The 14,022-nt window shown below is 70.1% G+C and carries 10 protein-coding genes; 6 read left to right on the top strand and 4 right to left on the bottom strand.

The window, feature by feature from the left end; all coding sequences use genetic code 11:
• The coding region (locus AC31A1_RS31685; RefSeq protein WP_489656623.1) for a carboxylesterase/lipase family protein at positions 1 to 1,443 on the top strand (1,443 nt) is incomplete at its 5' end.
• Between the two features lie 201 nt (positions 1,444 to 1,644).
• Complete coding sequence (locus AC31A1_RS31680; protein WP_489656622.1) at positions 1,645 to 2,700, top strand: LacI family DNA-binding transcriptional regulator; 1,056 nt, start codon at positions 1,645 to 1,647, stop codon at positions 2,698 to 2,700.
• On the opposite strand, the gene mmuM is transcribed toward AC31A1_RS31680, so the two are convergent.
• Complete coding sequence (mmuM, locus tag AC31A1_RS31675) at positions 2,690 to 3,613, bottom strand: homocysteine S-methyltransferase (protein WP_489656621.1); 924 nt, start codon at positions 3,611 to 3,613, stop codon at positions 2,690 to 2,692. The two genes, AC31A1_RS31680 and mmuM, sit on opposite strands and share 11 nt — an antisense overlap.
• Positions 3,614 to 3,726: 113 nt before the next feature.
• Here mmuM and AC31A1_RS31670 point away from each other — a divergent pair, with 113 nt between their 5' ends.
• Positions 3,727 to 4,842: an aminoglycoside phosphotransferase gene (locus AC31A1_RS31670; RefSeq protein WP_489656620.1), complete on the top strand. Its 1,116-nt coding sequence runs from the start codon at positions 3,727 to 3,729 to the stop codon at positions 4,840 to 4,842.
• Positions 4,843 to 4,948: 106 nt separating this feature from the next.
• On the opposite strand, the gene AC31A1_RS31665 is transcribed toward AC31A1_RS31670, so the two are convergent.
• Positions 4,949 to 7,036, bottom strand: a complete 2,088-nt coding sequence (locus AC31A1_RS31665; protein WP_489656619.1) for an autotransporter — start codon at positions 7,034 to 7,036, stop codon at positions 4,949 to 4,951.
• A gap of 160 nt (positions 7,037 to 7,196) precedes the next feature.
• On the opposite strand from AC31A1_RS31665, the gene AC31A1_RS31660 reads away from it, so the two are divergent.
• Positions 7,197 to 8,609, top strand: a complete 1,413-nt coding sequence (locus tag AC31A1_RS31660) for an RICIN domain-containing protein (RefSeq protein ID WP_489656618.1) — start codon at positions 7,197 to 7,199, stop codon at positions 8,607 to 8,609.
• Positions 8,610 to 8,617: 8 nt separating this feature from the next.
• Here the strand turns inward: AC31A1_RS31660 and AC31A1_RS31655 are convergent, their stop codons facing one another.
• Both AC31A1_RS31655 and AC31A1_RS31650 read right to left on the bottom strand, forming a co-directional pair.
• Positions 8,618 to 9,691: a pectinesterase family protein gene (locus AC31A1_RS31655; RefSeq protein WP_489656617.1), complete on the bottom strand. Its 1,074-nt coding sequence runs from the start codon at positions 9,689 to 9,691 to the stop codon at positions 8,618 to 8,620.
• A gap of 39 nt (positions 9,692 to 9,730) precedes the next feature.
• The gene (locus tag AC31A1_RS31650) at positions 9,731 to 11,410 is read right to left on the bottom strand and encodes a rhamnogalacturonan lyase B N-terminal domain-containing protein (protein ID WP_489656616.1); all 1,680 of its coding nucleotides are present in this window, start codon (positions 11,408 to 11,410) and stop codon (positions 9,731 to 9,733) included.
• 187 nt (positions 11,411 to 11,597) lie between these two features.
• Here AC31A1_RS31650 and AC31A1_RS31645 point away from each other — a divergent pair, with 187 nt between their 5' ends.
• Both AC31A1_RS31645 and AC31A1_RS31640 read left to right on the top strand, forming a co-directional pair.
• Positions 11,598 to 12,641: a rhamnogalacturonan acetylesterase gene (locus AC31A1_RS31645; protein WP_489656615.1), complete on the top strand. Its 1,044-nt coding sequence runs from the start codon at positions 11,598 to 11,600 to the stop codon at positions 12,639 to 12,641.
• Between the two features lie 84 nt (positions 12,642 to 12,725).
• Positions 12,726 to 14,022, top strand: a 1,297-nt coding sequence (locus AC31A1_RS31640; protein WP_489656614.1) for a DUF2264 domain-containing protein, incomplete at its 3' end; no start/stop codon positions are given.

The following is a 14,022-nucleotide window of genomic DNA, read 5'->3' as shown; positions in this document are numbered from 1 at the left end:
CCCGAGCCCTGGACCGGAGTGCGCGACGCGCTCGCCTTCGGCCCGACCGCGCCGAAACCGCCGTACTCCGAAGCCTTCGCCAAGCTGCTCTCCGACCCGGTCGTCCCCGGCGACGACTGTCTCAACCTCAACGTGTGGACCCCGGAACCCGGCCCGGGCGCCCGGCTGCCGGTCATGGTGTGGCTGCACGGCGGCGCGCTCACCCGGGGCTCGTCGGCCGTCCCCGTCTACGACGGCCACGCCTTCGCGCGCGACGGCGTCGTCATGGTCTCGGTCAACTACCGTCTGGGCGTGGAGGGTTACGGCCTCTTCCCGGACGCCCCCGCCAACCCCGGCCTGCGCGACCAGCTCGCCGCGCTGCGCTGGGTGCACGAGTCCATCGCGGCGTTCGGCGGCGACCCCGACCGGATCACCCTCTTCGGGCAGTCCGCCGGCGCGATCAGCATCGGCGCCCTGATCGCCGCCCCGCAGGCCCAGGGGCTGGTCCGCCGGGCCGTCCTGCAGAGCGGGCCCCCGGAGGCCTTCGACCGCGACAAGGTACGGCGGATGGTGCGCCGGATGGCGACCCGCCTGAAGATCCCCGCCACCGCCGAGGCCTTCGCCGCCGTCGACCGCGACCTCCTGCTCCGCACCCAGGCCGACGTGGGCAGGCTCAGCAGTCCGGTCCTCGGCGGACCCACGTTCGGGATCGTCATCGACGGCGACCTCGTCCCCCGCGACCCGCTGGAGGCGCTCGTCGACGGCGAGGTCGGCCGGGGCATCGACCTGATGCTGGGCTGGACCCGCGACGAATACCGGCTGTGGCTGGTCCCCGGCGGGCTTCACGAGCGGGTCGACCGGCTCGGCGCGGTCGCCCTGGCCGGTGCGATGGCCCGCTGCCACTGCGGCGTCGAGGTCCCGCGCGGCTACCGCGCCCTGCACCCCGGGGCCGGTACCGCCGAGACCGTCGGCCAGCTCGTCACCGACCACCTCCTCCGCTACCCTCTGCACCGCCTCGCCGACGCCCGCCCCGGCACCTCCCACGTGTACGAGTTCGCCTGGCCCTCCAACCGCCCCGACCTCGGCTCCTGCCACGCCCTCGAACTCGGCTTCGTCTTCGACACCGGCGACATCCCCGAGTCCGCCAAACTCGCCGGCCAGGGCGCGCCCCAGGCGCTCGCCGACGCCATGCACGGTGCCTGGGTGCGGTTCGCGGTGGACGGCGACCCCGGGTGGCAGCCCTGGGACGACACGCACCCGGTCCGCGTCTTCGGCGAGGGCGAGCCATACGTCGCGCACGGGCCGCGCGACCCGGAGTTCGCCCTGTGGGCGGCTGACGCCGTGACGAAGGCGAAGGAAGCGGCGGTCCCGGACGAGGGCGCGCCGCCCGCGCGGAGCACCACGGAACTGCGGTCGGTCGTACGGCGGCTGCGACGGACGGGGGATGTACGGCGGTCGTCGTGAGGGTGGGCGTACGGCGTAGAAACCGGTTGCCCAACGCCGGTCACCGACAACTGCCGTGCTGACGTAGGTGAATTGGCCGACGCACACCCCTCCTCCCGCCCCTCACCCACTGCTACTCTCCGTGCAGGGAACCGGTTGCCGGAGTGTTGCCACAGGCCCCGAGGGGGTACGCGGCGGGCCGGGGGAGGGGCGAGGCGGTACATGACCAGGAAGAGCCAGGACGCCAACGGGAGCACCATCCGGGACGTGGCGGCCCGTGCCGGGGTGTCCGCGTCCACGGTGTCGCGGGTCCTCGGCGGCGACTACCCGGTGAGCACGGCGACCCGCACGCGGGTGCTGCGGGCCGTACGCGAACTGGACTACGTCGCCGACGCCCGCGCCAAGGCCGTGGCGGGCGTCGGGACGCCGACCCTCGCGTTCGTCCTGGAGGACATCACGGGACCGTCGTTCGCGCTGATGGCGCACGGCGTGGAGCGCGAGGCGACCCGGCTCGGCCACCTGTGCCTGGTGTGCAGCACGGAGGGCGACGTCCAGCGCGAACTGGACTTCATCGAGACGATGCGCGCCCAGCGCACCGCCGCCGTGATCCTCGTCGGCGGCACCGCCGACACCCCCGAGTACCGCGAGCGCACCCGCCGTATCGCCGACTCGCTCGCGGCGGCCGGCTCGCGCCTCGTGCTCTGCGGACGGCCGCCGCTAGGCCCGGGCGCACCGGTCACGGTCATCGAGTACGACAACGAGGGCGGCGCCTACGCCCTCGTCGCGCACGTCCTGGCCCAGGGCCACCAGCGCGTCCTGTTCCTCGGCGGCAAGCCGGACCACGCGACCGCGCAGGGCCGCGAACGCGGCTACCTCGCCGCCCACCGCGCCCGTGGCCTCGAACCCGACCCGGACCTCCTGCTCCACGGCGACTTCACCCGCGACTCCGGCCACCGGCTGATGCGTCTCGCCCTGAGCCGGAAACTGGAGTTCACGGCCGTGGTCGCCGCCACCGACATGGTCGCCGCGGGCGCGCTCACCGCGCTGCACGAGGCGGGCCTGGACGTCCCCGGCGACGTCTCCCTGGCCGGTTACGACGACATCCCCTTCGCCCGCGACCTGCACCCCGCCCTGACCACGGTCCACGTCCCCTACGAGGAACTGGGCCGCCTCGCCGTACGCACCGCGCTGGGACGCACAGCGGAGTCCCCGGACGAGCACCTGTTGCTGGGCACGCATGTGGTGGTGCGGGACTCGATCGCGGCGATCACGGTGTGAGCGTCTGCCTGATGGATGCGATCGCCTCGGGCCCCACCCGGCAGCACCCCCCGATCAGCCGCGCCCCGGACGCCCGCCAGCCCTCGACCTGTTCGGCGGTGAAGGAGGAACGGCCCGTCCACGCACGGGCGTCGGCGTCCCAGGTCTCGCCGCTGTTGGGGTAGACGACGACCGGCTTGCCGGTCACGCGGGCCGCGATCTCGACTGCGCCCTCGACGTCCCCGGGGGCGCAGCAGTTGACCCCGACCGCGATGATCTCGTCGGCGTCGGCAGCGAGTCCGAACGCCTCTTCCAGCGGCTGCCCGGCGCGGGTGCGGTCACCGGCGATCGAGTACGACAGCCAGGCGGGCGTCCGCAGCCCGCGCACCGCCCGCAGCAGTGCCTCGGCCTCGACGGTGTCCGGGATCGTCTCGAAAGCCAGCACATCCGGCCCGACGAGATCCAGCACCTCCAGGCGGGGCCGGTGGAAGGCCTCCAGCTCGGCCACGCTCAGCCCGTACCGGCCCCGGTACTCGGAGCCGTCCGCGAGCATCGCCCCGTACGGCCCGACGGAGGCCGCCACATAGAGCGGCCGCCCGATGCCCCGCCGTCCCGCGTCCACCGCCGCGTCGACGGCCAACTCCACGCTCCCGGCGATGAGTTCGGCCGCCCGGTCGTGCTTGATCCCGCGCTTCGCGAAGCCCTCGAAGGTGGCCTGGTAGCTGGAGGTGATCGCCACGTCGGCGCCCGCCTCGTAGTACGCGCGGTGCGCCTCGGCGATCGCCTCGGGCTGGTCCGCGAGCAGTCGCGCCGACCACAGCTCGTCGCTCAGGTCGTGCCCGGCCGCGCCGAGCTGGTTGGACAGACCGCCGTCGAGGACGAGCGTCCCGGCGGCGAGGGCGTCGGCGAGGAGAGGAGCGGTGTCGCTGGTCATGCCTCGACGCTAGTCGATACGGCCGCGGAGGCGGGGCTACGTCCAGCTGGCGAACGGTATGCCCGGAATGTGGAATACCCAGGGGATTTCCGAGGGGCACTAGCCTTGCCCGCATGCTCGACATCGTGGCCACGGGGGCCGAAGCGCGCGAAGTCCTGGGCCACTCCGCCGGATCGGTCGGCGCGGCAACGCTCACCCACAACGCCAAGAACGGCGTCACCGCGGGCGTCTGGGTCATCACGGCGGGCGACCGTACGGCCGTCCTCAAGGTCCTCACCCGCAGCAAGGACGCCACCGGCCGCTGGGCCGCCTCCGACGACCCCCGGCACTGGAACTACTGGCTGCACGAGGCGCGTGTCTACGACTCCGGGCTCGCGCGGACCTGGCAGCCGTACGGCATCCGCGCGCCCCGGCTGCTCGCCCGGGTCGAACGGGCCGACGGGGACGTCGCGTTGTGGCTGGAGCATGTGCGGGGCGAGCCGGGCACCGCCTGGCCGCTCGCCCGGCACATCGAACACGCCCGCCGCCTCGGCGCCGCGCAAGGAGCCGCACCCGTCCCCGACGAACCCTGGTTCTCGCACCGCTTCCTGCGACAGTACGTCGGCAGCAACACGCTCGGAAAGGAACTCCTCGACGACGACGAGGCATGGCAACAGCCCCTGGTCCGCGACCACTTCCCCGCCGGACTGCGCCAGGACATGGTCCGGCTGCACCACGACCGCGAGTGGTTCCTGCAGATCATGGAGGCCCTCCCGCGCGCCTTCAGCCATCTCGACCAGTGGCCCGCCAACGTCCGTTCCCAGGGTCCCGACAGCGTCCTCTTCGACTGGGCCTTCGCCGGCGACGGCGCCCTCGGCGAGGACCTCGGCAACTACCTCCCCGACTCGGTCTTCGACCTGTTCGTCCCGGCCGACCGCCTGCCCGGCTACGCGGCGCGGGCCTACGACGCGTACCTGCACGGCCTCCGCGAGTCGGGCAGCCAGGTCGACGAACGGCTCGTACGCCTCGGGGTGTGTGCCTCCGCCGTGAAGTACGACTGGCTCACCGCCGCGATGCTCGCTCGCGCGGGCGAGGAGCGGCAACTGGACTACGGCGGTGAGCGTGCCGTCTCCGCGGAACTCCGGTACCGGGAGAGGGGGTTGACCCTTGCCTTTCTCGCCGGGTGGGCCGCTGAGGCGCGGGCGCTGGCCCCGCGGGTGGGGTTCCCGGAGGCGCCTAGTGGCCGTTAGGTACGACGCTGGTTGTGCCGCGATGTGTTGTCGTTTTGCTGCGGCGCCGTTGTGGCTGGTCGCGCAGTTCCTCGCGCCCCTTTGGGGCGCGCTGCTGAACCGGAACCTATGCCGCGTGCCTGCCGCCTCCCCGTGTGAGCTTGGTCGCCGGGACCAACAGGCCGCCGAGCAGGCCGAGTCCGAGTGCGTAGGGCCACCAGCCGAAGCCGTTGCTGCGGGCCGTGTTCGTCGTGCGGGCCTCGGCGAGTGTCGTCCCGGAAGACGACGAGGGGTGGGTGCTGGGGGAGGGGCTGCTTGCGGTGACGGCGGTCAGGGCGACGTCGTTGCCGTCGCCGCCCCGGTAGCTGATGCGGTACGTCGTGTCGGCGAGCTTCAGCTTGGTGCCCTCGCGAAGTCCCTTGAACGCGCCCGTAGTTGAGCTGTGACCGGTGTGGTCGAGGATCGTGACGGTCCGCGCGGGACTCGTCCCGGCGGCCGAGAGGTCCAGGTCGCCCGCAAGTCCGACCTTGCCCGCGACCTTCAACGGCTTGTCGCGCAGGACGAGTTCGCCCTTCGCGCTCTGCGTGTAGTTCCCGGTCACGGTGAGCCCGGTGGTCACCACGCTGTCGTTCGTCACCGAACCCTTCACCGTGCCCACACCGGTTAGATCGGTCGACACACGCAGGCCCGCCGTACCCGTGTCCAGCCGTGCACCCGCCGACGTGAGCCGAATCGCTCTACTGTGGGCGAGAGTTGCCCCCGACCGCAGTGCCAGCGTTCCCTTCGAGACCGTCGTCGTTCCCGTGTACGTCACCGCCGCGCCCGTCAGTGTCGTCGTCGCGGCACCGGACTGGACGAGGGACCCCGTGCCGCTGAGGTGCGACAATTGGACGGCGAGTGCCGCATTGCGCAGGACGAGGGTCCCGTCGTCGACGATCCGCCGCTGCTCCGTCCCGGTCAGCAGTCCGCCGTCGCCGCCCGGCTTTCCGGACCCCAGCCGCAGCACCGCCCCCTTTTCCACGGTCGTGGAACCGTCGTAGTACTGCGGCGCCGCGAAGGTCACGTCGTTCCCGCGCGTCCCCGCGATGACGATGTCCCCCGCGCCGGGCGCGGCCAGGGTGTCGTGGTACTTGCCGCCGCCGATCGGCGCACCCAGGGTGACCGGGCCGTCGTAGTCGAAGGTCAGCCGGGAGCGGACTCCGCTCGCCTCGTGGAGGTTGATGTAGACGGTGTCCTTGGTGCCCGGCATGAAGATCTGGTGGGTGGTGCCGTCACCCCACTGGACGTTCGCGCCCTCGATGTTGGTACCGCGCTTGTTCAACTGGTGAGCGACCGCACGCCAGTTGAGGCCGGGATCGCTGAGCGAGGGGTTCGTGTCGCCGCCCTGGTCGCTGTAGCTGTACTGGCCCGTCAGGACGACCTTGCTGCCCGGTCGGGAGTGGACGTTGACGTCGCTGCCGTATGCGCGCTGGTAGAAGTTCTGGCGCAGGGTGATCGTCTGGTACAGCGGGGTGTCGATGATCCAGGAGCCCTGGTTGAGGATCGCGCGGGCGTCGGGGAGCGCCACCGGGTATTCGGGGCGGCCGACCGCCATGCCGGTGCCGTTGTCAATCACCCCTGAAAAAGGGTGAGTTCCGGCGAGGTCGAGCGTGCCCCACATGTTGCGTGGCTGGGTGACCAGGCCCGAGCCGCTGATCGTGCCGATGTTGAAGGTGCGGGTCAGGGAGAGGCGCAGGGTGCCGTCGACCCGGACGTTGAGCTGGTTCAACTGGTAGCCGGGCGTGCCGTAGGGGAAGTGGCCGATCAGGCCGGTGCCACCACCCGTGCCGTACTGGAGAGTTGTGCCGCCGGCGACCGTGATCGCGGGCGGGTCCGGGTTGCTGACGGTCGTGTACGGGTGGTTGCCGCCCTGGGTGGTCACCCTCTGCCGCCGCCGGGACGCCGGGAGCGTGAAGTCGCTGTCCTTGGTGAGGATCAGCGTGCCGCCGCCGCGCACGGTCAGCGTGCCCTGGCCGCGGAACACCCCGTCGTACGTCGTCGTCCCGGACGGCACGGTGACCACCGTGTCGCCGGTGAGCGTGACATCGCGGTCCGCGAGGACGTCGGCGGTCGCGTCACGGGTGCCGGCGGCCGAGGCAGGGGGAGCGCCGACCAAGAAGGCGACGGTCGCGAGGGCGCCAACGGCGGCTGAGGTCTTGTGGGTATGGCTGCGCACGTCACTGGAGACGGGCGTCGGCGGCGGCGATAACAGAAATCTCGCGACCGTCTTTGTCACGCGCGACCCGTTGACCTTCCCGTAACACACCCGTACCTTTTCGGCGTTCGTAATGACAGATGCCGTACGAAATCTCGAACTCCCCTCCGAGAGGCGTCAGATGAGACGTGTGTACGCAATCCTTGTCGCCCTGTGCTGCGCGTTCGCCGCGGCCCTGGTGACCGCCGGTCCGGCCCAGGCCGCCGCCCAGACCATCACCAACGGCACGCAGTTCACGGACACTTCGGGCAACGCCGTGCACGCGCACGGCGGCGGGGTGATCAAGGTCGGCAGCTATTACTACTGGTTCGGCGAGGACCGCAACGCCGACAACACCTTCAAGTACGTGGATGCCTACCGCTCCACGGACCTGAAGAACTGGGAGTTCCGCAACCACGTCCTGACCCAGTCCAGCGCCTCCGAGCTGGGCACCGCCTACATCGAGCGGCCGAAGGTCATCTACAACGCGTCCACCGGCAAGTTCGTGATGTGGATGCACAAGGAGAACGGCGTCGACTACAGCGAGGCCAAGGCCGCCGTCGCCGTCTCCTCGACCGTGGACGGCAGTTACACCTACCAGGGCAGCTTCCAGCCGCTCGGCGACAACATGTCCCGGGACATCACGACGTTCGTCGACACCGACGGCACCGCCTACATGGTCTCCGCCGCCAACGAGAACTACGACCTGCACATCTACAAGCTCACCGCCGACTACACCGCCATCGACAGCCTGGTCGCCAACCCGTGGGTGGGCGGACACCGTGAGGCACCGGCCCTGTTCAAGCGCAACGGCGTCTACTTCATGCTGACTTCGGCGGCCACCGGCTGGAGCGCCAACCAGCAGCAGTACGCCACCGCGACCAGCATCGGTGGCCCGTGGACAGCGTTCACGAACGTCGGCGACTCGACCGCATACAACTCGCAGACCGCCTACGTCCTTCCGGTCACGGGGACTTCGGGCACCTCGTACCTCTACATGGGCGACCGCTGGGGCAACTCCTTCGGCGGCACCGTCAACGACTCCCGTTACGTCTGGCTGCCGTTGACCTTCCCGACCACCACCTCGATGTCCATGGCGTCCTGGTACCCGGAGGTGTCGATCGACACGGCCGCCGGCACGATCACCGGCACGAGCGCGACGTACAACACGCTCATCGCCCGCAACAGCGCCAAGTGCGCGGACGTGGCCAACCAGTCGCTGTGGCAGGGGGTCGCGATCAGCCAGTACACCTGCAACAGCGGCACCAACCAGAAATGGTGGTTCAAGGACCTCGGCACCGGCTACTACGAACTCATGGGCCGGGGCAGCTCGTTGTGCCTCCAGGAGAACTCGACGAACGTCACCCAGGAGAACTGCACTGGCGCCACTACCCAGCAGTGGAGCCTGACCACGTCCGGCAGCTACGTCCTCGTCAAGGCCAGGACGAGCGGCGAGTGCCTGGACGTGTCGGGCGCGTCCACCGCCAACTCCGCCGCGATCATCACCTACACGTGCAGCGGGGCTACCAACCAGCAGTGGACGCGCGGTAGTTGAGCGCACGGTTACCGGACCGGGTTCCAGCCGTCCGTGCCCGCAAGGTACTTCTGCGCCGTGTAGCTCGCGGCCTGGGAGTCGGTGAGCTGCGGGCGGTTGGAGTTCACCGTGGCGCCCGCGCCCGTGTTCTTGTACTCGAAGAAGCGGGCGTTCTTCCAGGAGTACCCGCTCATGTCCGTCCAGGGCCCGGCGACCTTCACGGCGGCGGGCAACGAGGTCTGCCGGATCACCAGTTGGCCGACCGCGTCCGCCGTCGGATGCCAAGGGCGGCCCAGGTAGTACGTGTTGGCCGCCGCGGAGCTGCTCACCGAGCTGCCGGTGACGAGGATGCCGTACGTCTTCGCGGAGCTGGTGTTGGGCGCGGAGAGGAAGCCGTTGAGGCCGCCCGCCGCGGCGCCCGAGTTGCGCAGCTGGATGTTCACCCGGTCGTAGACGGCGGTGGCGTTGCCGAAGACGAAGTCGACGTCGCCGGAGATGAACGACGAGTAGAAGTACTGCCGGTACTGACCGGTCGACGACGGCGACCAGTTGAGGACGGTGTCCTGGCGGCTGATGAACCGGTCGTTGGCGAAGGTCTGCCGGTCGCCCTGCGCGGTGACCGCGACGGCCTGCGTGTCCGTGATGTCGGGGTGGGCGGACTTGTCGAAGGTGTTCTGGACCGTGATCCCGGTGACGGTCAGCCCGGTCGCCGAGAAGGTCGCCACCGAACTGCCCAGCGTGCCGTACTTGTTGCCACTGGCATCGGTGTAACCGGCGGCCCGGTCATAGGTGATGACGACGTCCTCGGCGTTGCCGGTGGCGCCCTGGATGGTCAACCCCGTCTTGCCGGAAGGCACGTTGACGATCTCGGTGTACGTGCCCTTCGCGACGGAGATGGTGTCACCGGCGGCTGCCGCGTTCACGGCGGCCTGCACGGTCGTGAAGCGGCCCGAACCGTCCTTGGCGACGGTGATGACGGTGGCGGCCCGCGCCTGGGCCACCAGCGACACCGCGACCAGCCCGAGGGCGGCCGCGGTACCGGTCGCCACGGCGGCGGCTCGACGCCGGGCGGGGGAGCGGCGGTGCGTGTTCGGCTCTGTCATGCCTACAAGTCGCCGCCCCCCGCCCGGGAGTTGCCGCCTCTAGGCCAGCAGATCGATCGCGTCGATCGACGTGCCCGCGCTCAGGAACGACGTCGTCCCCGAACCGCTCGCCACATAGATCTTCAGCGTGTTGTACGCACTGGAGTCCGTCAGCCAGGCGGATGCCGGAACGCTGTACGTGAACGTGTTGTTGTTGCCCCGGTACGAGCCGACGGTCAGCGACCGCGTGCTCGGCTGGGTCGGCGGCGAGGGGACGGCCGAGGTCCAGGTGTCGTTGACGACGACCTGCGGCCGGCCGTTCGCGTACGCCGTCGTCACACCGATGCGCAGCGTGTGCGCGGCGACCAACTGGGCGGCCGTCAGCTTGAAGTACACGATGATGCCGCTGTTGACGTCCTTCCACAGATAGCAGGGGAACCCCGAGGTCTCCGTGCCGCTGCCGATGACGACGTTGCCGGTCCAGGACGCGGCCCGTACGTCGGAGGGGTGCGCGTACGTCATCAGGTCCGCGTTCTTGAACCCGCTCGGCGAGCCGTCCCAGTTGCCGATGCGCCAGATCGCGCTCGCGTTGGACGGGTCGTTCGAGGACGGGATCGCGATGCTGTTCAGCGTCGTCGTCCCGCCCGCCGTGACCGCCACCGACCCGGTGTAGACGGCGAGTTCACCCTTGAAGACCGTCAACGTGTACGTCCCCGGCAGGACTCCGGCGATCGAGAAGTAGCCGTCCGAGGCCCGCGCCGAACCCCAGTACTGGGCCGCCGAGTTGGCGAGCCCGACCGTGTACGCGTACGCCGTGTCGCGCCCGGTGATGCCCACACCGGCGACCCGGCCCCGGCTGCCGGAAGCCGTGTACCCGGAGATGCCGAGCGAATCGGCCCACGAGGTGGTGAGGTTGGCGTGGTAGAGCGAGGAGGAGGGCGCGCCGCCGTCCGTGAGGGCGATGACGTACGGGCCCTGGAGACCGAAGCGCTGCGCCTCCGTCTGGTTCTCGCCGTAGTACAGGATCTCGTACAACCCGCCGCCGTCCGCGCTCTGGTGGCGCAGCAGGGAACGGTAGAACGGACCGCCGGACGCCTTCTCGTGGTTGCTGCGCACGACCCACAGGCCGACGCTTCCGGTGGTCCAGCCGACGTAGTCGTAGTCGATGACCCGCTTCTTCGAGTAGTGCTTGGAGCGGGTCTGGCCGTCGGACTTCTCGAAGACGTCCGCGGACTCGATGGTGGTCGGCGCGTAAGTGTAGGAATCCGGCTCGTCGTTGAGGAACATGCCGGCCTTGACGCGCACGATGTAGCGGGTCGCGCTGACCGAGGTGTCGGCCTTGTTGGTCCACAGGTAGACGTTGTTCTCGCCGCTGCGGGCCGCGTAGTAGTGCTTCAGCGTGCCGTGCGTGACGGAGATCAGGATCGTCGTGCCGGACTGCGCGATGGTCACCGTGGAGGCGCCGAGTCCGGACTCGACATGCGAGTTCATGCCGCCGTAGCCCTGGTACTCGGTGCCCTTGTAGACCAGCGAGGTCAGGTCGCCGTTCGTCTTGCTGACCTTGAAGACGAGGCTCGCGCCGGTGTCGACGACGTAGTTCGAGCCGTCGTCGGTGTAGCCGAAGCTCGCGGCGGACGCGCTCTCGGCGAGCGGCCCGGCGAGCGCCGCCGAACCGGCCGTGGCCGCTGCGCCGAGGACGAAGGTGCGGCGGCGAACCGGTCTGTTCACAGAACCGGACATGGGGGTGCCTCCTTCGGGAGGTGGGGGTGCGGGTGCTTTGGAGGGTGGCAGTTGAATCGATTTCGCGAAAGGGCTTTCGCAGCCTTGGAGTTGGCGATGACGTGAAATCTGACGCAGGTCTAGAAAGCGCTTGTCCATAGCGGTACGGTCCACCGCCAGGCCTTGTCGTCGGACGGAGGAGCCGCGAATGAGACGTTTCAACATCGCCCTGCTGGCCGCACTGACCCTGAGCGCCGCCCTGACGGGCGCACCCGCCCAGGCCCACGACCGCACACCCCCGCTCGGCATCGCCAACTGCACTGCCACCGCTTGCCACTTCGACGTCCCGCCCGGCACCTACGACGTCACGGTCCGCGTCGGTGGCGAGAGCGCGGCGAGTACGGCCATCAGCGGCGAGACCCGGCGCTCTCTGCTCCCCGAGACGGCAACGCCGGCCGGCCGCACGGTGACCCGCAGCTTCACGGTCAACGTCCGTACGCCAGAAGGCGAACCGACCGGACCCGACGGCACCCCGGGCCTCGACCTCACCCTCGGCGGCACGGCGCCCGCACTTGCCGACATTCGCGTCACCCCGGCCCACCACGCACGCCAGATCATCCTGATCGGCGACTCCACGGTCTGCGACCAACCGGGCGCCCCGTACTCCGGCTGGGGCCAACAGCTCCCGCAGTTCCTGCGCAAGGGCGTGTCCGTCGCCAACTACGCGGATTCCGGGGAGAGTACGGTCACGTACCTGGAGAATCCCTTGCTGTGGGGGACAGTTCAGCCGCTGATCCACCCCGGCGACCTCGTGCTCGTCCAGCTCGCGCACAATGACAAGACGACCGACGAGGCGACGTATCGCGCGAATTTGGAAACCCTGATAGCGGGTATCCGTGACAAGGGTGGTCGTCCCGTCCTCGTGACACCGATCGTCCGGCGCTGGTTCAATGCCGACGGCACACTGAACAACAACACAGCGCTGCTGGTGAACGGACTCGGCGTGGACCTGCCGGGCGTCGTCCGCTCGGTCGCCGCCGCCGAGGGGGTAACGCTGATCGACCTCACGGCGCAGACCAAGGCGCTGGTGGAATCGCTGGGAGTGGAAGGCTCCAAGGCCATCTACCTCTACAACGAGAAGAAGGACAACACGCACACCTCCGCGCACGGAGCCACCGTGTACGCGGGCCTGGTCCGCGACGCACTCGTCGCCCGGCATCTGCTGCCGGAGGACCGGGTACGAGTGGGGTGAGACCCGAAAGACCCCTGGGGCGTTCCGACCGGAACCGGGGCGCCCCAGGTTCCACCCTCCCGCCGTGCGTGTGAAAGCGAGCCGATGCAACTCCCTGCCGACAACCGCGCGTTGAGCCCCCGCACCGGCTACACCCGCGCCCACTGGGAGTCGGCCGCCGACACCCTCCTCGCCGCCGTCGAGCCGTTCGCGAGCGAGGACCGCGCGCTCTACCACCTCCCCGGCACCCACACCAGTTGGTCCGGCAGGCTCTCCGACGGCCTGGAGGGCTTTGCCCGCACCCTGCTGCTGGCCGCCTTCCGCCGCGACGAGACGGCACTGGAGCGCTACGCCGACGGACTCGCCGCAGGAGTCGGGGGCGTCTGGCCGCGCATCGAGGACCGCAGCCAGCCCCTCGTCGAGGCGGCGTCCATCGCCCTCGCCCTGCGCCTGACCCGTCCCCTCCTCTGGGACCGCCTCGACGAGCCCGTACAACAGCGCGCGGCGGCCTGGCTCGCCGACGCCCTCACCGCCGAACCCTGGCCCTGCAACTGGGAGTTGTTCCCCGTCACGGTGGGCGGCTTCCTCCAGGAGATCGGCTACGAGGCCGAAGAGTCCCGCAAGGCGATCGACCGAGGCCTGGAGCACATCGAGGACTGGTACGTCGGCGACGGCTGGTACACCGACGGCGACGGCCGCAAGTTCGACTACTACAACGGCTGGGCGATGCACCTCTACCCGGTCCTGCACGCCTGGCTCGCCGACGACCCCCGGCTCCTCGACCTCTACGGCGGCCGCCTGGAACGCCATCTCGCCGACTACGCCCGCCTGTTCGGCGCCGACGGCGCCCCGATGCTCCAGGGCCGCTCCCTCACCTACCGCTTCGCGACTACGGCTCCGCTGTGGCTGGGGGCGCTGACGGGACGTACGCCATTGCTGCCGGGGGAGACGCGACGGTTGGCCTCCGGAGCACTGAAGTACTTCCTCGACCGGGGCGCGGTGGACGACCGGGGGCTGCTGAGTCTGGGCTGGCACGGCCCCAACGAGGCGATCCTGCAAGGCTATTCGGGCCCCGCGTCCCCGTACTGGGCCAGCAAGGGCTTCCTCGGTCTGCTCCTCCCGCCGGACCACGAGGTGTGGACGGCGCCGGAGGAACCGGGCCCGGCGGAACGGGAAGACGCGGTCACGCCGATCCCCCCCGCCAACTGGCTTCTCCAGTCGACCAGTTCGGACGGCCTGGTCCGCCTCCACAACCACGGCAGCGAGGATGTCCGCTACGACCCGTACTACACGCGCCTCGCCTACTCGACGGTGACGGAACCCTCGGCGTCGTACGACAACAGCGTGATCCTCGGCGGGAATCCGAGCCGTACGGAGATCGTGCCGTTGGGGGTCGGGGAGG

The sequence above is a fragment of the Streptomyces sp. P5F9 genome (genome assembly GCF_057961495.1).
Note: the sequence above shows the minus strand (reverse complement) of the source record. Positions and strands in the feature narration are given on the sequence as shown.

Bases quoted from the DNA above. Each gene is read 5' to 3' on its own strand.
- AC31A1_RS31670 (WP_489656620.1), top strand. From the start codon at position 3,727: ATGCTCGACATCGTGGCCACGGGGGCCGAAGCGCGCGAAGTCCTGGGC.
- AC31A1_RS31680 (WP_489656622.1), top strand. From the start codon at position 1,645: ATGACCAGGAAGAGCCAGGACGCCAACGGGAGCACCATCCGGGACGTG.
- AC31A1_RS31645 (WP_489656615.1), top strand. From the start codon at position 11,598: ATGAGACGTTTCAACATCGCCCTGCTGGCCGCACTGACCCTGAGCGCC.
- AC31A1_RS31660 (WP_489656618.1), top strand. From the start codon at position 7,197: ATGAGACGTGTGTACGCAATCCTTGTCGCCCTGTGCTGCGCGTTCGCC.
- AC31A1_RS31650 (WP_489656616.1), bottom strand. From the start codon at position 11,410: ATGTCCGGTTCTGTGAACAGACCGGTTCGCCGCCGCACCTTCGTCCTC.
- AC31A1_RS31655 (WP_489656617.1), bottom strand. From the start codon at position 9,691: ATGACAGAGCCGAACACGCACCGCCGCTCCCCCGCCCGGCGTCGAGCC.
- mmuM (WP_489656621.1), bottom strand. From the start codon at position 3,613: ATGACCAGCGACACCGCTCCTCTCCTCGCCGACGCCCTCGCCGCCGGG.